General features: G+C 47.3%; 26 protein-coding genes. 16 read left to right on the top strand and 10 right to left on the bottom strand.

The annotated features are described in order from the left end of the window. Window positions 1-3 precede the first annotated feature (3 nt). From BN8_RS31100 to BN8_RS31065, 8 genes are all read left to right on the top strand, one after another. Complete coding sequence (locus BN8_RS31100) at window positions 4-501, top strand: HORMA-1 domain-containing protein (RefSeq protein ID WP_015056963.1); 498 nt, start codon at window positions 4-6, stop codon at window positions 499-501. Continuing rightward, window positions 495-1385: an AAA family ATPase gene (locus tag BN8_RS31095; protein ID WP_015056962.1), complete on the top strand. Its 891-nt coding sequence runs from the start codon at window positions 495-497 to the stop codon at window positions 1383-1385. The genes BN8_RS31100 and BN8_RS31095 overlap by 7 nt, the downstream gene beginning before the upstream one ends. 30 nt (window positions 1386-1415) lie before the next feature. Continuing rightward, window positions 1416-3209, top strand: coding sequence for an SAVED domain-containing protein (locus tag BN8_RS31090; RefSeq protein WP_015056961.1), 1794 nt, complete (start codon window positions 1416-1418; stop codon window positions 3207-3209). Between the two features lie 24 nt (window positions 3210-3233). Next, window positions 3234-4367, top strand: coding sequence for an SAVED domain-containing protein (locus tag BN8_RS31085; RefSeq protein ID WP_040007245.1), 1134 nt, complete (start codon window positions 3234-3236; stop codon window positions 4365-4367). A gap of 22 nt (window positions 4368-4389) precedes the next feature. Next, a complete protein-coding gene (locus BN8_RS31080) occupies window positions 4390-5571 on the top strand; it encodes a nucleotidyltransferase domain-containing protein (protein ID WP_015056959.1) in 1182 nt (393 codons plus the stop codon). Then, a complete protein-coding gene (locus tag BN8_RS33470; RefSeq protein ID WP_040007244.1) occupies window positions 5558-5962 on the top strand; it encodes a type II CBASS E2 protein in 405 nt (134 codons plus the stop codon). The genes BN8_RS31080 and BN8_RS33470 overlap by 14 nt, the downstream gene beginning before the upstream one ends. A 91-nt stretch (window positions 5963-6053) precedes the next feature. Continuing rightward, on the top strand, window positions 6054-7418 hold the full coding sequence (locus tag BN8_RS32135) for an AAA family ATPase (RefSeq protein ID WP_192579114.1): 1365 nt from the start codon (window positions 6054-6056) through the stop codon (window positions 7416-7418). Beyond that, window positions 7411-8043 carry an RloB family protein gene (locus BN8_RS31065; RefSeq protein WP_015056957.1) on the top strand — a complete coding sequence of 211 codons (633 nt, stop codon included), beginning with the start codon at window positions 7411-7413 and terminating at the stop codon, window positions 8041-8043. Before BN8_RS32135 ends, BN8_RS31065 begins: the two co-directional genes overlap by 8 nt. Window positions 8044-8242: 199 nt before the next feature. Here BN8_RS31065 and BN8_RS31060 read toward each other — a convergent pair whose 3' ends face one another. From BN8_RS31060 to BN8_RS31040, 5 genes are all read right to left on the bottom strand, one after another. After that, window positions 8243-8989, bottom strand: a complete 747-nt coding sequence (locus BN8_RS31060; RefSeq protein ID WP_015056955.1) for a hypothetical protein — start codon at window positions 8987-8989, stop codon at window positions 8243-8245. Window positions 8990-9197: 208 nt separating this feature from the next. Further along, the gene (locus BN8_RS31055; protein WP_015056954.1) at window positions 9198-9560 is read right to left on the bottom strand and encodes a hypothetical protein; all 363 of its coding nucleotides are present in this window, start codon (window positions 9558-9560) and stop codon (window positions 9198-9200) included. Window positions 9561-9868: 308 nt separating this feature from the next. Then, on the bottom strand, window positions 9869-10180 hold the full coding sequence (locus BN8_RS31050) for a hypothetical protein (protein WP_040007242.1): 312 nt from the start codon (window positions 10178-10180) through the stop codon (window positions 9869-9871). Window positions 10181-10215: 35 nt separating this feature from the next. Continuing rightward, complete coding sequence (locus BN8_RS31045; protein ID WP_051041178.1) at window positions 10216-10512, bottom strand: HigA family addiction module antitoxin; 297 nt, start codon at window positions 10510-10512, stop codon at window positions 10216-10218. Between the two features lie 7 nt (window positions 10513-10519). Beyond that, on the bottom strand, window positions 10520-10831 hold the full coding sequence (locus BN8_RS31040) for a type II toxin-antitoxin system RelE/ParE family toxin (protein ID WP_015056951.1): 312 nt from the start codon (window positions 10829-10831) through the stop codon (window positions 10520-10522). A 338-nt stretch (window positions 10832-11169) separates the two neighbouring features. On the opposite strand from BN8_RS31040, the gene BN8_RS31035 reads away from it, so the two are divergent. The 8 genes from BN8_RS31035 (at window position 11170) to BN8_RS31000 (ending at window position 20874) form a co-directional block, all read left to right on the top strand. After that, complete coding sequence (locus BN8_RS31035) at window positions 11170-12072, top strand: hypothetical protein (RefSeq protein ID WP_192579113.1); 903 nt, start codon at window positions 11170-11172, stop codon at window positions 12070-12072. A gap of 76 nt (window positions 12073-12148) precedes the next feature. Next, window positions 12149-12328, top strand: coding sequence for a DUF3970 family protein (locus BN8_RS31030; RefSeq protein WP_015056949.1), 180 nt, complete (start codon window positions 12149-12151; stop codon window positions 12326-12328). A gap of 22 nt (window positions 12329-12350) precedes the next feature. Then, complete coding sequence (locus BN8_RS31025) at window positions 12351-12605, top strand: hypothetical protein (protein WP_015056948.1); 255 nt, start codon at window positions 12351-12353, stop codon at window positions 12603-12605. Next, complete coding sequence (locus BN8_RS31020) at window positions 12602-12949, top strand: hypothetical protein (RefSeq protein WP_015056947.1); 348 nt, start codon at window positions 12602-12604, stop codon at window positions 12947-12949. Before BN8_RS31025 ends, BN8_RS31020 begins: the two co-directional genes overlap by 4 nt. Beyond that, a complete protein-coding gene (locus BN8_RS31015) occupies window positions 12946-13623 on the top strand; it encodes a recombinase family protein (RefSeq protein ID WP_015056946.1) in 678 nt (225 codons plus the stop codon). Before BN8_RS31020 ends, BN8_RS31015 begins: the two co-directional genes overlap by 4 nt. A gap of 613 nt (window positions 13624-14236) precedes the next feature. Beyond that, the gene (locus BN8_RS31010; RefSeq protein ID WP_144051875.1) at window positions 14237-15145 is read left to right on the top strand and encodes a hypothetical protein; all 909 of its coding nucleotides are present in this window, start codon (window positions 14237-14239) and stop codon (window positions 15143-15145) included. 298 nt (window positions 15146-15443) lie between these two features. Next, window positions 15444-15833: a hypothetical protein gene (locus BN8_RS31005; RefSeq protein ID WP_015056943.1), complete on the top strand. Its 390-nt coding sequence runs from the start codon at window positions 15444-15446 to the stop codon at window positions 15831-15833. Continuing rightward, window positions 15823-20874 carry a helicase-like domain-containing protein gene (locus tag BN8_RS31000; protein ID WP_015056942.1) on the top strand — a complete coding sequence of 1684 codons (5052 nt, stop codon included), beginning with the start codon at window positions 15823-15825 and terminating at the stop codon, window positions 20872-20874. The genes BN8_RS31005 and BN8_RS31000 overlap by 11 nt, the downstream gene beginning before the upstream one ends. A gap of 88 nt (window positions 20875-20962) precedes the next feature. Here the strand turns inward: BN8_RS31000 and BN8_RS30995 are convergent, their stop codons facing one another. The 5 genes from BN8_RS30995 to traN form a co-directional block, all read right to left on the bottom strand. Then, entirely contained in the window at window positions 20963-21433 is a 471-nt protein-coding gene (locus tag BN8_RS30995; RefSeq protein ID WP_015056941.1) for a hypothetical protein, read from the bottom strand. 495 nt (window positions 21434-21928) lie between these two features. Further along, on the bottom strand, window positions 21929-22129 hold the full coding sequence (locus BN8_RS33465) for a hypothetical protein (RefSeq protein WP_040007241.1): 201 nt from the start codon (window positions 22127-22129) through the stop codon (window positions 21929-21931). Beyond that, window positions 22113-22553, bottom strand: coding sequence for a DUF3872 domain-containing protein (locus BN8_RS30985; protein ID WP_015056940.1), 441 nt, complete (start codon window positions 22551-22553; stop codon window positions 22113-22115). The genes BN8_RS33465 and BN8_RS30985 overlap by 17 nt, the downstream gene beginning before the upstream one ends. Beyond that, window positions 22550-23134 (bottom strand): conjugal transfer protein TraO, encoded by a 585-nt coding sequence (locus BN8_RS30980; RefSeq protein ID WP_040007239.1) that lies wholly within the window; start codon window positions 23132-23134, stop codon window positions 22550-22552. Before BN8_RS30980 ends, BN8_RS30985 begins: the two co-directional genes overlap by 4 nt. After that, complete coding sequence (traN, locus tag BN8_RS30975; RefSeq protein WP_015056938.1) at window positions 23131-24192, bottom strand: conjugative transposon protein TraN; 1062 nt, start codon at window positions 24190-24192, stop codon at window positions 23131-23133. The genes BN8_RS30980 and traN overlap by 4 nt, the downstream gene beginning before the upstream one ends. Window positions 24193-24200 lie beyond the last annotated feature (8 nt).

Here is a 24200-nt window from a genome sequence, read left to right as displayed (position 1 = left end):
ATTATGAGCCAAACATCAACCTTCACGCGGACCAGCACCTACACTGAATCTCGCGCTCGTTACATCCTAGGCAAGGTGTACGAGGATTGTCTATCCATGGTTTTTGCGGACTTAGTCTCCAAAGCAGAGGCCGAGCGTTGGCGCAATGACCTGCTGTTTATGTTGAGTAAAGAAGCTCTCGACAGCTTTGAAATTCAGCTTGTCTCGCCAACGGGTAGCCGTGTAGGCGGTTACCGCTACCAGTTAGACGACGCAGGTAGCATCTATTCCGACGACGACTCCGGCGGCTCAGACTTTTATGGTCTGAACCCAGGTACAAAGGCCAATTTGTTCGTCACGCTACGTACTACCTCGACTCGCTACCGCGAAGTCGTTAATGAGTTGATTACTAACCGAGGCTGGGGTAGCAACGGCGTTTCGCTGCAGGGGGATAGTACGTACGACCGGGGCTATTCCAGCAGTGGTTACGGACTTAATCGCAATAAAATCGGATCATGGTAGAGTTAATCCAAACCCAACATCCAAGTACGGCTGCTCAAAAAGCATTCGACGGACTCGTTGCTATCGAAGAACAGAAACAAGCTTTGCTGACGAACCTGGAACTGCTGTTTGATCAGGATAGACTTACCCGTTGGCAACGGCAGTTTCATCCGTCGGGTCTGACGGTTCTGGAGCACGTGCAAATGAGCAGCCCCCTAATCATCTTATCGGGCGAAGTAGGCTGCGGCAAAACCGCCTTGGCCAATGCAATCGGCACCCCCTTAGTTCAACGACTCGGTGGCAAACGGGTGATTACGTTAGAAACGCCGTCTAATATCCGGGGCAACGGAATGGTTGGCGAATTATCCAGCCGGGTATCGGCTGCTTTCAAGACGGCCAAAGCAAAGGTACCCAAGGATGCCATCGGTCTGCTGATCATCGATGAAGCCGATGATTTAGCCACCAGCCGGGCGCAGAACCAGGCGCATCACGAGGACCGGGCCGGCCTCAATGTACTGATCAAAGAAATTGACCAGTTGGTGAGGGAGAAACATAAACTGGTCGTCTTGCTGATTACCAATCGTATCAACGTGCTTGATCCGGCCGTCCGCCGTCGAACGTCATTGCATCTCAATTTTGAGCGTCCCACGGGCGAGCGGCTGAAACAGGTCTTCGAATACCTGTTCGCCAATATTGAGCACGATTCTGAACAGTTAACGAATTTAATTCGTCGGACCCAGCAACGTAAAGTGCCTTTCAGTTTTTCGGATCTGTTGCAGCGGGCCTTACGGCAAGCCATTTTAGAAGCCATTCAAAACGAGCAGCCCCTGTCGGTACCCATTTATAGCACGGTACTCGAGACGATGGAGCCATCCCCAATGCTGGAAGAAGCAACCATTCACTAACCCAAAGCCGTTCTACTTAAAGCCCTTTATATGAGTGCAACTAATCTGATCTTGATTCGTCAACCGGGTCTGCGGGCCATCAGTGAGGATGAGATATTGTCCGTACTTACAACTGACGAGTTACGGCTAACGCGTTCCAACGTGCTGGTCGACATGCAGCAGTACCCGATTGATGGCGGGGTATGGGATGAGTCGGAGCGTTATGTCATCAACAGCGCGAAAGAGATCCGGCGACTGGCCGATGATAAGCAAGCTGCCCGGCTGCTTTATTTTGGCATTGCCGAAGTGCCCCACATTTTAGCCCTGGGTGCTTACGTGAGCGATCAACGTATGGTAGACGTTTATGATTACCACCGAGACCTGAACACTTGGCGGTGGCAGCAGTCCGAAGCTTCGTTGGCGGTTGAATTAACGAACCTACCCAAAGAGGTAGTTACCCAAGGGGGAGCGGCCGTCATCCGGGTAGCGATTTCCTACCCGATTAACGACGAAGACGTTGATGAAGTCGTCGGCAAAGATCGGTTGGCGGACATCCGTGTTACCCTACCGGACGAGCGTTCACCCGTCGTTGCTTCAACCGTTCGTTCTGCCGCTGACGTTCAGCAAATCCGGCAGACCTTCCGCCAGGCCTTAGCCGAATTGCTCAGGTTTCGCCCCAACGTCAACTTAATTCACTTGTTTGTGTCAGCTCCGGCTCCGGTTTGTTTGGTTATCGGGCAGGAACTGCAACTGCGCAACAACGTTCCCGTCCAAACGTATCGGTACCGACGTATACCCGGTGAGCGGTCCTATAAACCCGCCATTTTATTAACGGCTGAAGAGGCCGAGTCAGCGGCACGGCAGTTAACGGCTGAACAAAAAGAACGGGCCCAGGGCATTCGGGAGAGGATCTGGCCGCAAGCTCTTCAATCCGTGATTGATTACGCTCAGACATTGCGGGATGAAGCACGGGGGCAAACCGGGTCATGGTTTTCGTTCTTGCGTTACCGGGATGAATTAACGGCCGCTTCCCCCTTTGCCCAACTCCCTCCTTTGTGGGACGTTGTGCAGCCGGATGATACGGTTGACCCGGAGCCGTTTGTTGGTGGCGAATACGGTCATACGAATGATAGCAACCGGTGGCGGCTCAGCGACGAATTGTTAATCGGTCTTTCGGAGGCTTGCCGGGATGACGACGAATTAGCCCAACTCATCCGACTCTTTTTATTCCATGAGTACTTACACGCCCATCATTCCCTGACAAAGTATAACGCTGAGGGAGTGGGCCGGTTCGCTAACTGCTTGGAGCGGCTCGACTACATGGCGGATCTGTACGCCTTGCTCCATCAACTTGACTACATGGCCAAGCGGGACCGAAAAGCCGTGATTGGTAACGAACGAGAGGTCTTAGTCGGTCAGCTAGACCTTATCCTGCGGTCCACTTGGGCGTTTGTACCCGGTCAGACAGTTAATCGCTGGCAAGTGCGTTCCGTCCGGCGTTTGCTAAACTGGTACTGGCGCCACGTACAATTGCAACAGAGTCGGTCTTTACCCATTGCTCTTAAGACGCTGGCGGAGCCACCCGCGATTGAATTGATTGGGCCGGCTCTCTCCGTCGGTGGTGGGCGTATCTATATGTCTATGACAGAACTGGACAAGACAGTTGAATTGTCGCTGGGATTAGTGCTGGAAAACGCTAAGTTTCTGCGCATACTCAACGGAATAAATTCCAATCTTCCTAAACTGATGGACGCCTTCCGAACGCGGCAGCATGAAGCCATCAAGATTTTTTTTCTAGGCGTTTTTGAGTCGGCCAAGCAATTAGGCGGGGCCTTACCTATTTAAAAATAGTTGCGCATCACAACTGCTATGAAAGCGAAAAATCGAAAAGAGATTCCTAATTCCGTACTAACCAGGCTTTGGGCCCGGTCAGCCGGGCGATGTGCCTATACAGGATGTAATGAGGTTTTATGGGAGGATATATTAACCCGGCGTAACTATAATCAGGCGTACATCGCTCACATAATTGCCGCAGAGCCTGATGGCCCGCGTGGCGATGATATTTTGTCGCCCAAACTGTGTCAAGATTATGAAAATTTAATGCTACTCTGTGATCGCCATCATCGATTAATTGATAGGGTAGACGTGGCTGGTCACCCGCCTAATAGGCTTTATGAGATGAAGTTAGCTCATGAGGACAGGATGGACCGACTAACCGGTATTCAGGAAAATAAGAAAAGTCAAATCATATTGTATTTAGCGAATGTTGGCCCGCAGACGCCAGCTCTAAGTAACGATATTGCCTGTGAAACAATTACTCCGGCATACTATCCTGCCAGTTCACGTGCAATAGACCTGGCTTATCGGAATAGTGTTAATCGAGACCACGATCCTGCTTACTGGCAAATCGAAGAACATAATTTGATAAACCAATACAAAGAAAAAGTCGCGCCATTATGTAGCGATGGCTCAACGGCTCATTTTTCAATCTTCGCATTCGCTCCTCAACCTTTGTTAATCAAATTGGGCGCTCTACTGGGCGATGCCCATGCGATGGATATATATCAACGGCACCGGCAGCCCCCTTCCTGGAAATGGCAATTACCCACGGAAACTGTAATCTATAGAGTAATCCCTCCTGCAGAAGATCTGCCAACTGTTGCACTCAATATATCCTTAAGCGCACGGATTAATAATGATCGAATTTATAAAACACTAGGGGCTAATTGTTCGATCTGGACGATCACTATCGATTCGCCTAATCTTCATTTTGTTCGCAGTCCAACACAGTTGGCTGCCTTTCGTCAGATAGCTCGATCTGTATATGATGAAGTTAATTTCAAATACGGCCAACCAACGCCATTACATGTCTTTCCGGCAATGCCGAATTCGCTGGCAATTGAGTTTGGCCGGAGTCGACTACCAAAAGTCGATGTGCCCCTAGTGGTCTATGATAACAACAAAGAAACCGATGGATTTTCAAAAGCTTTAACAATCAATTAACCCCCGTAATAACCTTTAAAGTATGGTTACAACCCAATTAACCGAAGCAAGCCGCATCTTAGAGCAACTAGCTCAAGTGTTGGATATTACACCGAGTCAGTATCGTCAGGCTGTTGAAAGATACAAAGCCGTTGGTAGCTACTTAGAGCGAGTGGATTCACCACTGGCTCCTTTTAAACCCACTATTTTTCCGCAAGGATCGTTCAGGTACGGGACGGTGATTAAACCTATAACTGACAGGGACGAGTTTGATGTTGACACGGTTTGTCTTCTACAATTAACTCGTCAACAAACCACTCAGCCCCAGCTAAAGAAAATGGTCGGGGATTGGCTGAAAAAAGACGCAAACTATGCACGTATGTTGGCGGAGGAGAAGCGCCGGTGCTGGCGACTGGATTATGCTGAAGCAACCCGATTCCATCTGGATATTTTGCCGTCCATACCCGATCGGTATCAGTGGTTAATCGATATGGAGGTTCCGCTGGAATTTGCCAGACATGCTCTTTGTATTACGGATAAAGAAACATGGTCAACGGATATCGACTGGCCACGCAGTAACCCGGAAGGATATGCGCTCTGGTTTGAACGCCAAATGCAAATCATTTTAGGCCAGCGACGCCAGTTATTGGCTGAGCAACTGCAACTAGAGGCAAAAGATGTGCCTTTGTATGAAGTGAAAACCCCGTTGCAGCGATCAATTCAACTACTGAAACGACACCGGGATTTTACCCTTGGTGATGATGAAGATAAGCCGATATCGATCATTATAACCACATTAGCTGCCCTTTCCTATAGAGAAGAACCGGATGTTTATTCTGCTTTGCAAAACATACTCCAAAACATGACTCAGTATGTGCTCTGGAAAGATGGCCAATGGGTGATCTGCAACCCCGTGAATCCACTGGAAAACTTCGCGGATCGCTGGAAGGACAGTCCCCGGAAAGCAACGTTATTTTTTAACTGGGTTAACCAAGCCCGATTGGACATTGGCAATATTGTCAAACGACAAGGACTTTTTGAAGTAGCTAGCGCTATGAAGCCTATTTTTGGCGAAACGATGGTAAACCGGGCTGTCAATCAGTTTGGCGAACAATACCGGCAGTTACGGGAAGAAGGTTCATTACGGATGCAGAAGTCTACTGGCATCCTCACAACCGCTTCCGGTATTAAGGTTCCTAATCACACATTTCATGGCCGCTCCTAAACCCAAACCTCTTTCATTAGCGATTCAGGCTGAGCACTTGCGGCAAGTAATGCCAGAATCACGCTATTTGATTGAGTTAAGTGAACTGCGTTGGTGGGGCTCTTTATTACCAAGCCCCCTCAGCCAGTCCTATTGGGTAAAGCTTACATATCGACTTTCTGATAGGCCTAAAGTACATATACTGTCTCCCCAATTAATTATCCCTCCTGACAAAAAGCTACCTCACGTCTGGTCAGAAGATAATTTATGCTTATACTTTCCAGACCAGAAGGAGTGGCATGTCGGTAAAATCCTAGCTCACACGGTATTGCCCTGGGCATCTGAGTGGCTTTTTTTTTACGAGATTTGGCTTGCTACGGGCGAATGGATGGGAGGAGGCACTACTCATTGATTTTGAACTAAATTCAACTATAATTACGTTTAGTTTGTGAAATTACCGTAATTATAGGTCTATGCTTGCTCAAATACGACTAAAGAACTTTATGTCCATTCGTGACGAGCAGATTTTTAGCCTCGTTGCCGTTTCCAGTTTAAAAGAACAGGACAAATCATTAACCGAAAATCTGATAACCGCTTCAGAGGATCTGGGACTTCTTCGTTCAGCGGTCGTATATGGAGCCAATGCCAGTGGTAAAAGTAACTTACTAAGGGCGATTGAATTTTTTATCGATACCATTACCCTTTCTCCTCCAACTGGCTCGGCAGTAGGTTCTTATAGTCCGTTCGTCCTTGATCAGCAGTCGCCTGGTGAACCAACGTTAGTAGAAGCAGTATTTATTATCGATCAGGTAGTGTACCGCTATGGATTTGAAGTGCAGCAACAAACGGTTGTTGCTGAATGGCTCTTTATTCGTCGTAAGCAGGAGACCTATGTTTTTGAACGATCGGGTCATGAACTACGTATCAACAGACCTTATAGAAAACTACTGGAACTTCAGAATAATAAAATGGTATCGCAAACAGCACTCCTACTAAACCTTGGGGCGCTATTTAATGATGAAACCTGTCAAACGGTTCAGAAATGGGCTTCAGATGTCCGCTGTATTCAAGGAACCGAGGATTATCAATTCCAGGACTATACAGTACAGTATTTGGAGCAGCCTGAAAACAAACAACGTATATTAAATCTATTACGGGATGCCGATTTGGGAATTGAAGATATTGAACTAGTTCGGTCTGAAAGTAAGGGGTCGAATGGATCTGTGGTAGCAGTAGTTAATACACCGAAGTATGGTGGTGGAGATTGGGTTCCTTCTAATCCAACCGGAATACAAGAGATTCTTCAAGGCTCTTTTAAGATGAAGACCAGAGTAGCACCAAATGCAACTGTTGGTATAAAATCAACGCGCATATTCTGGGATAATGACACAAGCCAGTTCAAGTCAATATCTATGCCTTTTACTAAGTTCGAATCCCAGGGCACACAAAAATTTTTTAATCTTATTGGACTTATCCTCTGGCATTTAGACCATGGGGGCATCTTGATTGCGGATGAATTAGACACAAAACTGCACCCATTGTTAACGCAACGAATTGTGCAGCTTTTCAACAGTCCAGTAACGAATCCTAAAAATGCTCAATTCATATTTGCAACGCATGACACCAATCTATTAAGTGCTGGCCTGTTCAGGCGAGATCAGATCTGGTTTACCGAAAAAGATAATACAGGCGCTACACAACTTTACGCGCTTACCGATTATAAACCAAGTGGTAAAACGGTTCGTAACGATGAGCAGTTAGAAAAAAATTATATTGCTGGGAAGTATGGAGGCATTCCCTACCTCGGTAACTTTGACGCGTTGTTTGAACCTAAATTAGCGGCCGATGAAGCCATAATGCATGAGTAAACCGTCGCAAAAAGAAAGCCCATTTAGGCGACGATCTGCTTTCCGATCCCTCCGCGAATCATTCTTAATACTCTGCGAAGGAGAGAACACAGAGCCGACTTATTTCAATGCATTTCGTCTTTCAACAGCCCACGTAAGAGCCTTACCAGTCACCTCAGGTGACGCGATGGCGGTCGTTAAAGCAGCCATCAAACGTCGGCAGGCAGAATTAGATAAAGGGAATGAATATGACCATTGCTGGGTGGTGTTTGACAAGGATGCCACTCCTGGCGATCAATTTAACGCGGCTATTGCCTTAGCTGAATCGAAGGGCTTCCAAGTAGCCTATAGTAATCAGGCATTTGAGGTTTGGTTTCTATTACATTTCGATTATGTGTCTGGACCAATGCACCGAAATCAGTATTCAGATCGATTAAAAGTCTTGTTGGGATTTTCGTATACTAAGCATATGGATACGGCTAGACTAATGTTTCGAGTCTTACTTGATCGGCAATCATTAGCCATAGAAAACGCTAAACGACTTTATAACCAATACGATAACGGATCTGGCTATCGAAACCCAGCTGAAGAGGAGTCAAGTACGACCGTTTACCAATTAGTCGAAAAGTTAAGATCATTTATGTAAGAGTGGCTTAGTTGATCTCGATCGTTCAATTAAACCTCAACTCTATCGAAAAAGCTGAACGACTAAACTGAACAGGTTTGTTGAACGCAAAAAAGGCCGTTTCCAGCCCCTTCTCGCCTACTCTGCCATAGTTCAGAAAAACGTCGATTTTCACTTGGGACAAGTCATTGAAATAAATGTTTACATTTAAAGTAAACATTTATTTCCGAAATCGTTTCTTTACTTTAATAAACAGGTCTCGTTTGCCAACGTCAAAGCGGTGCTCGAACTCGTTGAGATACGTTTCGGTACGGGCATGATCATTCGCTGGACGGGGCCGACTGATGCCGGCTACATCCACAAAAATTACATTGTAGCGGAGAAAACGGTCTTCTGGCTCATTCTGCTCATCGTCTTCCTTTATCGATGAAGCAATCAGATGAGTATTCCCGGTCGAATAACCCTGACCATCGGCGTAACGGTAGTTGACATAGGTGTAGTAGTAATACCGGAAATAGTTACTCATGGCCAACTCGTAGGAACCGGGATTGCGGTTTACCTTCATAAGAAGCGCTAAGTTTTGCTGCGCCAGTGCGTCATCAGAATTTTTTTCCAGAGCTTCCTGAAGTTCATAGATTAGTTCAATCAGGTGCTCACGGATAACTTTTGATTGGGGGTTACGGTCAATCTGGTATTTATGACGCGTACTAAACTTGAGGGAAATAGCGGGTTGAGTCGGATTAATTAGTTTAATTTCCCGGCAGTCGAACTGTGTCCGGTTCAGTTTGTCAAATTTGGCTCCATCTTTCCCATCCAGATAGATGATGGGTGCTTGGTTGGTCTCTCCCTTGATGTTGTGTTCTTCAGGCGTAAGTTGTAACCGGTGTTGCTGGTTAACCAGCCGGTGTAACTCTTCGCGCTTTTCCAGATATTCTTGGCGAGGATACGTTCGACGGCGCTTTTGCATAATGTTTACATTTTAAGTAAAAATATTAGCCGTGCGTTTATTGTCCAAATTATGATCTATATAAGGAGGTAGCTAACGTTATCAATGTTGATTCTTTATTTTTACATATTATGTAAACATTTCATAACAAGTTTGTTTTAGCTTAAACTATAAGCTGGTGATTAATGGCAAGGTGTTTTTATTAAAGAGGTAAATTGGCTATTCCGGTTTATTCATCACTGGTGTCCGTAGTATCCGGGTACTGTTCTTTCAAAAGCTGATTGAGCCGATCACGCCAGCCAGTCGCCTGATCGATGTTGCTATAGGCTTCTTCTCCATAGCGTTTCATGGCAAAATCTAACAAAAAAGCCTGGGTCTGATGATCAAACTTATCCGCCCAGGTCGACCAGAATTTTTCGATAGTAACCCCTTCCTCATCACCATTCCAGTAATACGACCAGGCATGATCGAACGAACGATTCTGCCGCAGGTGGACTATGTCATCCTGGCTGTAGTTATGCACCAACAGATTGAGCGCATTGATCGTTGTTAGTTCGAGCCGGTAGGTAGCAATAAGATTGTGTGCGGTCATTAGCGTTTAAGACGTTTTATGGAAAGGATTACCAACTGTGTAGTTTATGCTTATCAATCGGGTTGTTCTGATCGTTTTATCCGATTCCCCGGTTCTTTCATCGTTTCTTCGGTCAGTACATAAAAAGGGGCCTTGCTCGATAAAGAGCTACCAGCCGTAATTTGACTTATTGTTTGAAACGATTTATCCGAACCCTTAGGTTGGGTAACCCATCTATTTCTTGCCTGCTCCGTAGCATAATTAAAATCTGAATTTTGTATTTATCGTACGCCTGTGATCGGGATTACAAAACAATAAAATAGTAACGGCTATTGGCGGATGGACAGCTGCTTATTCCGAAGCCAGGCCCACCCGGCAAAGCACGTAGCCCCCATTAATCCTATTGTTAGTAAACCTGGCCACATAGAAGTCGAGTGGTAGATCATCAAGCTCATCGTTATACTGCCCGTCCAGGTGGGAACCAGGATGAGTCCATCCCGATAAACAACCGGCCGGGTCGCCATATATTTGTAGAGGCCAAAAGCGAGGGCACCACTGATTTCAAAAATCATGACCAAAACGCCTACCGGGTAACCGGCAACGAAGGTATCTTGCCAAAGAGAAATAAATTGTTGAGTCATGGATGTATGATTTCGCAAATAGTTGGGTTTCTCAATTACGCGGCCGTCATTTTTAGCCGTTCGGTATTGAGTTCGTAGAGGACCTGTAACCGCATCCAGTAGCCCGCTGAAATGCCCAACCCCTTCTCTAACTTTAAAGCCAGAGCCGCTGTTACGTTGCGTTTCTGATGAATCAGATCGGATATCACTGAGGGGTAAACGCCAACTTGTAGGGCAAAGGCCGATGGCTTAATAGCCCGTTCGTCGAGTTCTTCGGCCAGCACTACACCGGGATGAGTAGGCTTAGCGGAAAATATTTCCTGACCCTTACGGTCAATGGCTTTGTGCATCATAACCTGGTTAACTATAATGGTTTGATAAATCCTCAATCGTCACAATTTCAATTAGCTCAACCTGGTCGTAACTCAGGCGAAACTCGGTCCGATACTGCCGGTTAATGCGTACCGAATATAACCCTTGTTTATCACCTTTCAGCGCTTCAAAGTGCAAACTCTTCAGCTGCCGCAGTTCACCGGAGTTGTCGGCCGCAATGAACTGATCAATGCGCCGGATAAAAATGTCAACCACGCTCTGATCATAACGGGGCTTACCCGGTACTTTCTGTTTATGGTAGAGTTTTTCCAGGTAGTCATTGTTGAAGGTGACCAGCATGTGGGCGAAAAGTCAGGTTTCGTATGAGAGCTAAGCAATAAGCTAACTCGTATTACTAGCATTTAGTAGTTTAAATATGGTAAAGTTTTTTATTATACACAATATGTATAACATATTTTTATTACTAATTTCTGGAAATTTTTGTTTATTACAAAACCACGACGAGCGTAGAGCTTTTGTAATTTTACCTATTTATCCCTATCTTACACCTGACATTTTTGCAGATTCTCATTTTGTCAGGTTAAATACTTATTGTCGCAAATCATGCGTGATCATTGTCGGTTAACAAATCAGGTTGACTTTAACCCGGCGAATGATGGCATGAATACGTTTGCGTGTTGCCGACTCTCACAAATCAAAAATTAATTATAATGAGCACTATAACACTGCCAATCAACATTGACGAATGTATTGACTACGCCCGCGCTGGAGTAGCTCGTTTTGAAGGTCTGCAATCAATCATAACGGAGAACGATTTTTCAAAATGGAAACACAAATTAGAATCCGTCGATGATGTAGCAGCTTACTTGTGGGGTGATGAAGAAACGGGGGCTGATTACACGTTACTGAGTGCCGCCGTGTTGGTCGGCTACCAAGGTAATCGGATGCTGGCTTTCGGTGAAATCGTGCATGCCGAGCGGCTACTGAATCGCTTAGACGGGTTTATTCGGCGCTTTCCACAACTAACGGTTCCTGGCCGAACAAGCAAACAGTTTGCGGATAAGATCAAGAATTTAGCAGATTTCCATTTGTTGGCTACGCTCAGTGAACTAACGCTAGCTTATTGGTTCGCAAAGCAGGGATTTACAGTTGAGTTTGAAACACCATTTACTCATCCCGTTACGGGTAAACGGAAAGATGCCGATCTGACCATCACTAGTTCGGCGGGTAGCCAAATGCACGTAGAAGTTTACACGCCGAATAAGCGGTTTGAAGCTGATGGTTTTGTCGATCTGGAAGGCGAAGCGAATCGCTATTTAAGAAAAATTGAGTATAAACTTGAGGATAAGTTTGGTTCTGGTGAAATAAGTGAGCTAAACGGCAAAGTATTGCTGGCCGTTAATCAGACTTACTTTGACGCAGCTCGGCTTCAGCAAGTTCTGGCTGATTTAGGCCAGGGCGAATCGTACGAAGGGATAGCTAAACGATTACCCCTGGAGATTGATGGCATACTCATTTTCGAAGATGATTTTAGCCGAACCGATTCGTTTGTGCTGAGAGTGATTCAAGTCAAGCCATGATCCGATGAGTTTTCCGCGTGGGAACAAGAAAAAACCTCTAGTCCACTGGGTGGCTATGTAACGTAGCTTATTTAACATGACACGGATACGAATTGAGAGCGATACAATACAAGAAGTGCGACGAGCCATTGAGTTGTTTACTACGGTCTATGACTGTATAGATTTCTCGGAGCCACAAAAGGGCAAGAACCCCAAGTATGTGCAACGTCCCAAGTTCTTCAGCTACGGCGAGTTGAAAGAACCCACGCAGCAGTGACCTGAACCTGTTTGATGAACAAATGAAAACCACAGAATCGGTGCCTGCTGCGTTTGTCGGCCAGCAGGGAAGGCTCTATATACGGGTTCGAAAAGTGCAGCCTGAGCCGGGCGATGAATACACCAACCGAACGGCCGTATATCCTTCGGTTGAGGCTTATAACACCCGATCAGCCCTTCCAGAGTATGTTGACCTAAATACCGTCATCGACGAGTACACACAGCCCGTTACCATCGACCCACAGACCCTAACAATTCTCAACGAGGAACCTTCATGAATCCATCCTTTGATACAGAATGGGCAACGGGTGCCCGATTAACCTTTGATCGGCTGCCGGTCGACGTGCAGGCAGGCTTTCTAAAGCAACTGCCGGCGCTGGTCGCTAAGTACGCTATCATCTACGAGCAGAAACCGGCTGATTCGGTTTCGGTAGGTACTATATCTCATATGCAGGTACCTGAGTGGAGTATGTGGCTACGGATGGACACGGATTATACAATCGATGAAGCAGGGCCTATTCTCTATATCAACGAACTGGAGGAGTTAACCCAGGCGGAAGTAAATGCATCTATTGCCAACGTCCACCAACGGGGCGGTATAATCAACCCAACGTTAGAATGATACCACAACCACAATATGTCGTATACTACCGGGTCTCCACGAAACGACAGGGGGATAGCGGCTTAGGTTTGGAGGCTCAGAAAGCCTACATTCAGCATTATTATCGGGATAAAGAAATTATTGCTGAATTTACCGATGTACGGTCTGGCAAGGATGTAGCCAGGCGGGTTGAACTACGGCAAGCCCTGACCCTATGCAAGCAGCGCCGGGCGATATTGGTCGTGGCCAAGATTGACCGATTGAGTCGCAATACCGAACAGGCCCTAGAGATTTACCGGGAACTCGACGGCCGCTTAGAGAGTTGCGACATACCGAATTTGGATAAGTTCACCCTAACCCTATTTATGGCAATCGCGGATCGTGAACGGGAACTGATCAGTATCCGAACCACGGGCGCGTTAGTGCAGAAGGTAAAGCGGGATGGCCAGTGGCGCAAACCGAGCGTGGCCTTTCAAAATGGCATGGCCACCCAACTAGCTAACCAGGTAGTACGAGAAAAAGCCCGTCAAAATAGAAATAGTAAACGAGCACTGACCTTAATAAGCCGGTTACGAACGGAGGGGAAAACGTTTAAGCAAATAGCTGACTATTTAAACGAGGCTGCTTTTCATGCACCCAAGGGTGGTTCGTTTCATCCCGTACAGGTGAAACGATTATTGGAACGTCAGGCTTAATACGACAAAGCCTAACCTGGTGCTGATCCGAATAGCCTGACGCTACAAATACGATTTTGACGTCAATAAGAACCGGCCTTCGGAAACACTGTTTTACATGATTACTTATAACTTCGCCTTCTATCTTACAACTGTAAGACAACGCTTGTTTTTGTCTTACAGAATGTATTACCCAACATATTTCAGGTGGTTGTTGCAAATAATAAAACTGATCAGGTACTGGTAGAGCGATTACCATTACGCTTTGTTCAACGGGTGTAAAGTGCAGGTACTTCCTCAGATTGTAAGCCATAGCAGCTATATACATTACCTTATTCGCTGTTTCTCGACTTCTGGTGTTGGTTTGGCGTAGCCCATAGTAGTTGATCAGACTTCTCAAGACCGACTCAATTGTCCCTGAACGTAACCACGCTTACAACAAACGTTCTGTTAAACCAGACTATTTCAAACTGGACACCATTATTAATGATTATGCGGAGCCGGTCGAAACAGATATGCAGACGATAAACATTAAAACCAAAATCAGTAGTAATAATTGACGATCAGTTGGATGTATTTCAATGAAAGCTTATTCTAGGCAACAACCTGTTGACACCATTTACAAACTATGGCTATGACAATTAACGAAAGAATAGAAAGATTGAAAGCTTTAAATCTTAGGGCTAATCCAGAAAAGGAAGTTAGAGAACTGCTTACCAAAATTGGTAAACTCGGGCATGTTATGGTTACTTTTCACAAAGGGAAACCTATCTTGAGAGCTAGACCAAACAACGGCGGAGAGCGGTTTGAGATATTATCAGACTATTCGTTTAAACCTCAGGAGTTCAATACGACATATCAACGCGCAAGTACTCCTTATCGAACGATGTTTTATGGTTGCATCACACCCGAGAACGTCGGACCAGGGGAATTAAATAATTCAAGAATTACTGGTGCTATTGAGGCAATGCCTTGGTTAAGAGACAAAACAACATCTGGTTACAAGAAAATATCATTTGGCAAATGGATTGTAGAAGAGGATATTAATTTATTAGCTCTTGTACATAGTAATGTGTATTATGGAGCTAGTAGCTACACAAAAGAGTTAGCCGATGCGTACGAAAAATTTATGAGTATACAAGACAAGGAGATTTTAGAAAATTCAAAGAAGTTCCAACAGTTTCTTGCAAACGAATTTTCCAAAGAGGTAGGTACTCATTTAGACTATATGATATCAGCAACTTTTACGGATATAGTAACAAAGTATCCGGGTCAGCAAATTGACGGAGTACTATATCCCAGTGTTAGAACCTCGGGGCAAGGTTTCAATATAGCAATCACACCAGAAGCATGTTCTAAATTAGGTTTATACGCAGCAGGTGAATGTTCGATATATAAACTCAAAGATCATACAGTCGTTGGTGTTGATCGTATAGTGGAACTGGATGGAAAAACTGAAAAGTTCAAGTTAATAGAACTTCCTAGTGATCAAAGAGCGTGTCTTGATCAACTAGGGGTTTCTTCCATTGATGATCTAAAGTAAAGTTAGGATCTAATTCTCAAAGCATTGCAACATGCTATAATTAACATTTTTTGTTAAAAGAAATTATCTCATTTATAAGCGTTACCGAAAATAAAACGCAAATTAAAATTTTTAGGAAACGGCTCCCCCTTTTTATCCCTACAATATCTGAGTTTGTCCCTACAAGATAAGGATACGTCCTCAAGGATGACGCTTAGGCATTTTTTTGACCTAACTCACTGGTAGCTATAGGGTATTAATCCCAGTCTAAAATTGCCATATTTGATTAAAAGGGAATATAGTTCCTAATGAATCAACTATGGAAACCAATCATTTTTCGCTTTTATTCAGCCGGGTTACGGCTGATTTGCCCATCCCCGCCGAGCAGCAACAGTCGGCCGTCACGGCCGCTCAAAACACTTTCGAGGAGTCGCGCCGGCAGGGAGCCTCTATTCAAGATGCCCTTGAAAGCGCCGAGTCAACACTACTCGAAACCGTTACGCCTGTCCTGGAAGCCGCCAGTCGACTCAAAGACATTCTGGCCACGGATTTTGAAAGCCATCCTGAGCTAGCCAGCCAGCCGCACTTTCCCCGGCTGTTACAAAAGTTTTTGCCCTTACTGGTCGAGCCCCAAAGCCGGTTGGCGGATACTTATATCACCGGACTCATAATCGAATACACCGAAAAAGACGTCCAGCATGGCTTATAATCACCGCGCACACCTGGCCGCTAACCTGGAAGCTTTGCGCCTGGCATTCGAGATCGATCAGCATACCAAAGCGGGAGGCCCCGTCGAGCTGACACCCGAAGAACGAACCACACTATTCGCTTACAGCGGCTTTGGTGCGCTAAAGTCAGTGCTTATTCCTGTTCAGGATGATAAACTCTGGACTACGACCTTGGATAACCAGCTGCGACCGGGCGTTCAGCAACTGCACGAGTTGTTAACGCAAGCAGCTGGTGACCGAGCGGAGGAATTTCTATCGGGTATCCGAAACAACGTCCTATCCGGCTTTTACACGCCCCCCCAACTGGTTGAATACGTGGGTAAAGAGCTGGCCGGCGTTATGGGAACTTCTCCCATTCAATACTTAGATCCCTCGGCTGGCACCGGTATTTTCCCAAAAGGCTTTGATGAGGGCGGGTTGGTGATCGGCGCTGCGCAATTAATCGAAAAAGATCCCGCTACGGCACTGGTTCTAAAAGCACTGTATCCGCAGTACACCGTCGAGAACAAAGCTTTTGAAGAAAGCGGCCGGAAACTTAACGATCGCTTCGATTTGGTGGCCAGCAACATCCCCTTCGGCAACGTGGCCATCTGGGACGAAGCGTTGGCCAACAGTAAGGACAAACAGCGCCGGTCGGCCTGCGCTCGGCTGCATACCTATTTTAGCGTTAAAAGCATCGACTGTCTTCGGGAAGGCGGTGTCGCGGCTATCCTGACTACGGACGCCCTGCTGAATTCCCCTGCCAATGAACCAGTACGGCAGTATCTAATGAAAACCTGTGACCTGGTATCGGCCGTTCGGTTGCCCCACAATCTGTTTACGGATTATGCCGGCACGAGCGTCGGTAGCGACCTGGTGGTACTTCAAAAACGAAGCGGCAAAACAACCCTTACGGATCAGGAGAAGAAGTTCATCAAATCATCGGTGAGTCCGGCCAAAACGGTCATCAATGAACTCTTTATCAAAGGCGAAAACGTGGTGGCTACCGATCAAAAAATTGATACTGACCCCTACGGCAAACCCGCCCTGATATACGAACATAAAGGCGGTTCGGAAGAAATTGCCCGCCAGGTTGGTCGTTTATTGGGGGAAGACCTGGCCAGAAGTTTCCGTCAGCAAAACTTTGAGCGGGATCGTATTCAAACCATCCCGCAGCGTATCCAAACCAGTCGGGTCGCAAACCGCTCGCCGACTTACGTACAGGGGGACTTGTTTGCCCAGTTTGAGCCCGCTCCCCGGCCTCCTCGCCCGCTGGTCCTCCTCCTCGAGCCGTTTCACCAGTCCGGAAGTTTACTCTACCAGCAAGGCGAAGTAGGCCGGTTGGCACCGGATTTGAAAACGCTCGAAACCCTTCCGGGCCAGGTTGACCACGCCCGGCTGGGCGCTTTGCTCCAGATCCGGGATGCCTACGAACGCTTATATCGCCGGGAAACCGAATCCCAGCAACCCCAAGCCGAACTACGCTTTGACCTTAACACAGCGTACGGCGCTTTTTTCACTCGGTACGGCGCAATTAACGAAGGCAAGAATGCAGGCCTGGCCTTACTCGATCCCGATGGACGCAGCCTCTTGGCCCTTGAGGTGGCGGACGCTAACAAACAGTTTGTCAGAGCCGACATCTTTACCCAGCCCGTTAGCATCCAGCAGGCCAAAGTAGAGCAGTTCACCGCGCAAGATGCCCTAACCGCCTGCCTGAGTAAGCTAGGGCGGGTCGATCTGGATTACTTACAAGAGTTGACCAAGCTTTCGCAACCGCAGTTGGTCAAGGAGCTGGAGGGGCAGATCTTATACAACCCCGTTGAGCGTCAGTACCAGACGCCGACAATGCTGGTGAGTGGTAACGTGGTTGAAAAGCTGGAAGCGATGCAAGCCTATGCCGCTGATCCGCAGGCCGGACCTGCTCTCCGGGCACTTATGGAGGGTCAGCCCACGCCCATTACGTTTGACGAACTGGATTTTAACTTCGGCGAACGGTGGATTCCCACGGAGGTGTATGACCGATTTGCCAAAGACCTCTTCGGCAGTAGCGTAACCATTACCTACCTGCCCTCTACTGACGAATTTAGCGTCGATATTCCCGCCTGGAGTTTTAAAAACGCGGCCATCACCCAGCAATATGCCGTGCAGGGACAGTTCCGCATGTACGACGGATTAACCCTGATGGAATACGCTTTGTACAATACAACGCCCAACATCAATAAGGAGGGGCCTGACGGCGAAAAGGTACTCGACAGTGAAGCGACCCAGCTGGCCGCGACCAAGATTGAACAGATCCGTACCGCCTTTGTCGACTGGCTACCGACCCAATCCCCGCAGCTCAAGCAGGATTTGGCTGACCGCTACAACCGTTTATACAACTGCTACGTGAAGCCCCAGCACGACGGTACCCACCAGCAGTTCCCTGATTTGAACCTAACCGGGCTGGGCATTCCAGGGTTGTACAAATCGCAAAAAGACGTAACCTGGATGCTATTGCAGAACGGGGGGGGCATTGCCGATCACGAAGTGGGTACGGGTAAAACGCTCATCATGACTGTTGCCTCCTACGAAATGAAACGGCTGGGTCTGGTCAACAAGCCGATGATCCTGGCTATGAAAGCCAACGTCAATCAGATTGCCGAAACGTACCGAACGGCCTATCCCCACGCCAAGCTGCTTTATCCGGGTCAGGACGACTTTACCCCTGCCAACCGGGAGCGGTTTCTAAATTCAATTAAAAACGGGGCCTGGGACTGTATCATCCTGACGCATGATCAATTTGCCCGAATCCCCCAGGCTCCTGACGTACAAAACAAAGTGATGCGGGAGGAGCTGCGCAATCTGGAAAAGGACCTGAAGACGTTGGAGAAAACCGGAGGAACCATATCTAAGTCTTTACTGAAAGGATTGGAAACCCGTAAGGCGAACCTAACCGCTAAACTGCTCAAACTGCAAAATGAACTGGACAAAAAAACGGATTCGGTGCCCCATTTCGGCAACATGGGCGTCGATCACCTGTTTGTCGATGAATCGCATCAGTTCAAAAATCTGCAGTTTACCACCCGCCACAACCGCGTAGCCGGCCTGGGTAATCCGGAAGGCAGCCAACGGGCGACCAATCTGTTACACGCGGTTCGTAGCATTCAGGAGCGGACCGGTAAAGACCTGGGCGCTACGTTTCTGTCAGGGACGACCATTACCAACTCGCTGACGGAAATGTATTTGCTGTTTAAGTACTTACGGCCTAAAGAACTAGCCCGACAGAAAATTGAAAACTTCGACGCCTGGGCAGCGGTCTACGCCAAGAAAACGTCGGACTACGAATACAGCGTGACCAACCAGCTCCTGGTTAAAGAACGATTCCGGCACTTTATCAAGGTGCCCGAACTGGCCCAGTTTTACAGCCAGATCACTGACTATCGCACGGCGTCGATGGTGGGTCTAGACCGGCCTAAAGCCGTAGATGTGTTAATTAGCCTACCCCCTACCCCGGACCAGGCCGTCTTTAACAAGAAACTGATTGACTTTGCCAAGACCGGTGACGGAACGATTCTCGACCGCGCGCCCCTGTCGGAAAAAGAACAAACGGCGAAGATGTTGATCGCGACCAACTACGCCAAAAAAGCCGCGTTGGACATGCGCCTGATCGACCCAACCCTGGAAGATCACCCCGGCAGTAAATTGTCCCGCTGCGCGGCACTGATCGCCAGCCACTATCAGGAAAGCGCCCCTTACAAAGGTACGCAAATGGTCTTCTGTGATACGGGTACCTATAAGCCGGGCGGGGAATGGAATGCCTACAGTGCCTTGAGAGATAAATTAGTGCGCGAGTATGACATTCCGGCTCATCAAATTCGGTTCGCCCAGGAATGTAAAAACGACAAAGAGCGGAATGCGTTGTGGGACAAGGCGAATACCGGCGAGGTTCGGGTGCTGATCGGCTCGACGGGTACAATGGGCACAGGGGTTAACGCCCAGAAGCGGGTGGTGGCCATGTATCACCTGGATATACCCTGGAAACCGTCCGAACTCGACCAGCGCGTCGGACGTGGTTCGCGGACGGGTAACGAGGTCGCCCGCGATCACTTCAATAACGAGGTGAAGAACTACGTATTTGCGACTGAGCAGTCCTTGGACAATTACAAATTCAATCTGTTGCACACGAAAGCCAACTTTATCGCCCAGATCAAGAGCGGCTCGATGACCGGTCGGCGAATGGATGAGGGGGCGTTTGATGAGGCTACGGGGATGAATTTTTCGGAGTACGTGGCCATCCTATCGGGTAACCAGGATCTGCTGCAAAAAGCCCGGCTCGAAAAGCAGATCACCGCCTTGGAAAGCGAACTTCGGTTATTTCAAAAAGAAGGCCATAAAGCAGGCTCAATGCTAAAGGACGTAGATAAGTCACTGGAAAAAGCCGAGACCACGTTCGCCCAGCTCAAAGCTGATTTTTCTAAACTGACGGCCGTTACTCAGTTTGATCAGGAAGGTAACTTGCCCAATGCGGTTCAAATCGCCCTGACCGATAAACCAATCACCAAAGTAAAGGAGCTGGGAGAGTACATCAATCAAATCAACCAACAAATGGATACCAAAGGGGCACTCAAGAAACTAGGTTCTCTGCACGGCTTTGGCGTCTACGTACGGACGGACGCTGGGTACAGCGTTGACGGAAAGGTAGTGAAAGAAAACGCCTTTGTTGTCAAAGGCGATCAGTTAACCTATTCGTATAACAATGGCTATTTAGCGGGTCATAGCCCTGAAGTAGCCGCCCGACAATTTGTGCGCGCCCTCGAAAAGCTGCCGGCACTACTGGAAAACCAACGGGAAAAGATCGGCAATTTGACCCAGCAACAGAAGCTACTGACCGACATTGTGGCCAAGCCCTGGAGTAAAAGTGAAAAACTTCAGGAGCTGAAGGCAGAACTGCGCCAGGTTGAAACGCGCCTGCAGTCGGGAGGACTGGATAAAGAACCACAGCAGGCAAAGAAGCCCGAAAAGACGACTTCCAAACAAAAGGATCAAGACATTAGTCTGGCTTAAATTAAACAGATCGGTAAAAACAGCCTTATCCAGTGGCCAGCCTTTTACCGATCTGTTTCTATTTTCACCTTTTACCAGCATCTTGTAATTAATCAGCTTGTACGGGATGCCAAAGGGTTGGCAGAAGAACGCAGACGCCATACGCAACAATGAGCATACAACGGATAAGTAACAGATAATCCGCTTCGACGTGCTGAATAGCGACTGTCATGAGGTACATAAGAAGACCACTCGTTACCGTACAACTAAAAAGTTGGGGAGACAGCAGCCGGTTCGGCGGACTCATCCTGGCTAATAGATAAAAACCGTACCAGAAACCCCAAAGCCAACCTCCGTAACGAACCGTCTCAACCACGATAAAGGCGTAATAACGAACCGTGTGATCAGCCGGTTCGCCTAGAAAACCGTTCCAAAACGAACAGATAATATTAATGAACTGCACCAGCAGGGCCGATGCAATGAATAGACACCAGAAATAGCGCGCCGGTATTGCCGGTAGCATTCGGTAGATTAAAGGAGCAATCCACTTAAAATAATTGGTTTTATTAAAGGGTTTCATAGCGTTAAACGGTAAGAAGGTTGATTGTAAGTATAGCCAAAGACTAAGTATCCATAAAAAATAAGGGCACTAGTACTGGTAAATCGTAGGCCACATCAAGGGTGTTGTTGAAACGTTTCAGGGCTGGACTCGCGGTTGAGTTGCTCAAAATAGATCCTCTGCCAGAAATTGCGGTGCCTGGCTACCGCTGTTTGAGGATCAGCCGTCTTATTCTTATAAAAGTATCTTACCTCATTCACTGATTTATCCGACTTACAAATCGGACAGTAATATGTTTTTGTCTTATCGGAATGGGCACGTTTTGCTACGCTGACACACCCGCAAGACTGACACGCTAAACGTGTGGTGGTTGGTAGGCTATGTAATAGTGCGTCATCACTCAGCTCAAGGATGTTTTCACGAATTTGTGCGGCAGTCATTAGCGTATAGAAAAGTAGTTTGGAATAATATCGGACCTCATAAGGGAACAGAAATAAGCAATCAAGAAAGTCTCGTTTATCTGTATTGGAACTCGTTGCGTAGTTGCTGGAAGTCAACGCTGACTATAAGCGGGCTCAGCCATTGATACAGCACAAAAAGAAGCAAATAGCCCAGGAGCAACAGCAACCATTCCGCGTAGGGAGCCGCGTTGTTGCTTTTTTTCTGGACAGAAACGCGATATTCTGACCGCTGAGGGGCCTTACTTAATGTTTCCATTTGACCGAATTGCCGTAATGGTAAAGGTGGTGTCTCTGGCTTGGCCCATTGAATCAAAGACCCGTACTCTAATTTCATGAGCACCAGAGTCGGTCGGCACGTAGGTAAGCGTATCACTCAGCACCCGGTTCAAACTGGCCGTAACAGCGGTTTTCGCTCCGGGAGCGACAGCTTTGTTGTTCAGCAGAAGTACCCCCCGGACTGGAGCGGCTACCTGCCAGGAAAATGTATACACGTTATTCGAAGTGATATACGTGGGCTTAACCCCGAAGCCCACCGAGGTTGGTTTTTGCCAGGGGATCGACGCCGGAAACGGATCGATAGTCAGTTGAAACGGAAAGGAACGCTGTATGTCAAGCGATTCAGTTTGGCAGGCAATGCCAGTTAAGAGAAGGCCACAGGCCAGTAATAGTGTGTTTTTCATTGAAAGAAGCAGTAACGGATACCTACGTATCCAATGGTACGAAACTTGGCTAGATCAGAAAAAGGGACAAACCGTTCAGTAACCCCGGCTAAGATGGCCACCGATGGGCCGACGTATGCCTCAGCTTCCAAACCGAGTTGAGGACCCACCAACGCCGTTGATTTATTCTGAATAATGCCTTCCGATAAATTCGACTGGTTCCGATTGATGGACTCGTAGCCAACGTATAACCCCGCTGTTGGGGCGAGGTAAAGCCAGCGCCGGGTCGTATAAATTCCCCGTGGTACATAGTCTATTGCCAAGCAGTACTGCTCAACTCTGGGGCGAGGAGAGCTTTGGGAAGTGAAATTCTTACGCAGGTACGAAAACGAAGCTTTCCAATACCGCTCGTTCTGGCGATACCATACATAATCGACGCTACCCATGTACCCGTTACCCTGTTGTCCTGAAAATTTAGGCAGGTTATCCACCACACCCCCAACTAAACTAACCGCCGTCTGCCCCTTTATATGGCGCTGGGCGTAGCCCGTACGGGCAAAGAACGCGCTCACTAGAATCAAAGCGATGTGTAGGGTTTTCATAGCGTGTCTGCGTTTAAGATGTCTTGATTACCCATCGTGAATGAAATCGTACGTCCGCCATTTTTTTCCCCTAGAATGACCTGAACAACCTTGTCATCGGGGATCGTGAATTTTTGGAAAGCAAACACTTTTTCAACGGTGTTTTGACCAGGAATTACAACTAACGGTTGGTTATATACGTAAAGGGGGACAACCTCTAATTCCTGATGCGAAGTCTCCTTGGCTACCGTTTTATCGACGATGAAAAAACGGATATAGTCGAGGTCATAATTGAGATTAGATTTGTTTTTGATCGCAATCTTGTAGTAGAGTACATTGTCTTTGTAGTACAACCCCCGCAGGTTGGCTTCAACATCGTACTTATTAATTCCCACGTGCTTGATGCGCCGGCGCTGGTCGATGATGTAGGCGCAATTCTGGACAATCTCCTGTTGGGAGGTGTTTACGCCCGCAAAACTGACTACCGTGCCTTTCTGATTAATGGAGCGTGCTTTATGCTGAACGACACCATCATCGTTTACCGATAGATCCAGGGCCAGCATGGTTGGGTATTCATTATAGTTGACAACAAAGCTGTAAAACTGACCGTCGGCCGTCATCACGCTGAAATTGGTTTCATTAAAACCAATCAACGAGGCTTTCACCCGTAACACATTGTCAACCGCATTGGCTTTATCGGCGATTATGTCCTTTGACCCTAAATCAACCGACCGGATCGGCGACTTAAAGATCACGCAGGTCGTTTTGTTATAGGCCAATTCGATATAATAAGAACGTACGACGTTCCGATCCTGAATTGGTATTGAGCCGTATGAAAAAACCGCTGTTGGGCTTGGTACGTCACCGGCTGAGCTCACACCAGCATTTTCTGGTATAGGGCTACTCGCCGGCGGTGGGATGTTGGGGTTAGTAACCCGTTTCTTCAACGAGTCGAGCCGTAGCATTTGCGCACTGGTTTTGTTGGTTATCGCCGGTTTGGTTGTTTCCGGGGCCTGCTGCGCAAAAGCGGCCAGGTTCACAGCGACGGATAACGTGGTGATGTGTATGACATTTTTCATGAGAGAAG

Origin of the sequence: Fibrisoma limi BUZ 3 (assembly GCF_000296815.2) — a bacterium.
Classification (GTDB): Bacteria; Bacteroidota; Bacteroidia; order Cytophagales; family Spirosomataceae; genus Fibrisoma; species Fibrisoma limi.
This window is presented reverse-complemented; position numbering and strand designations above follow the sequence as displayed.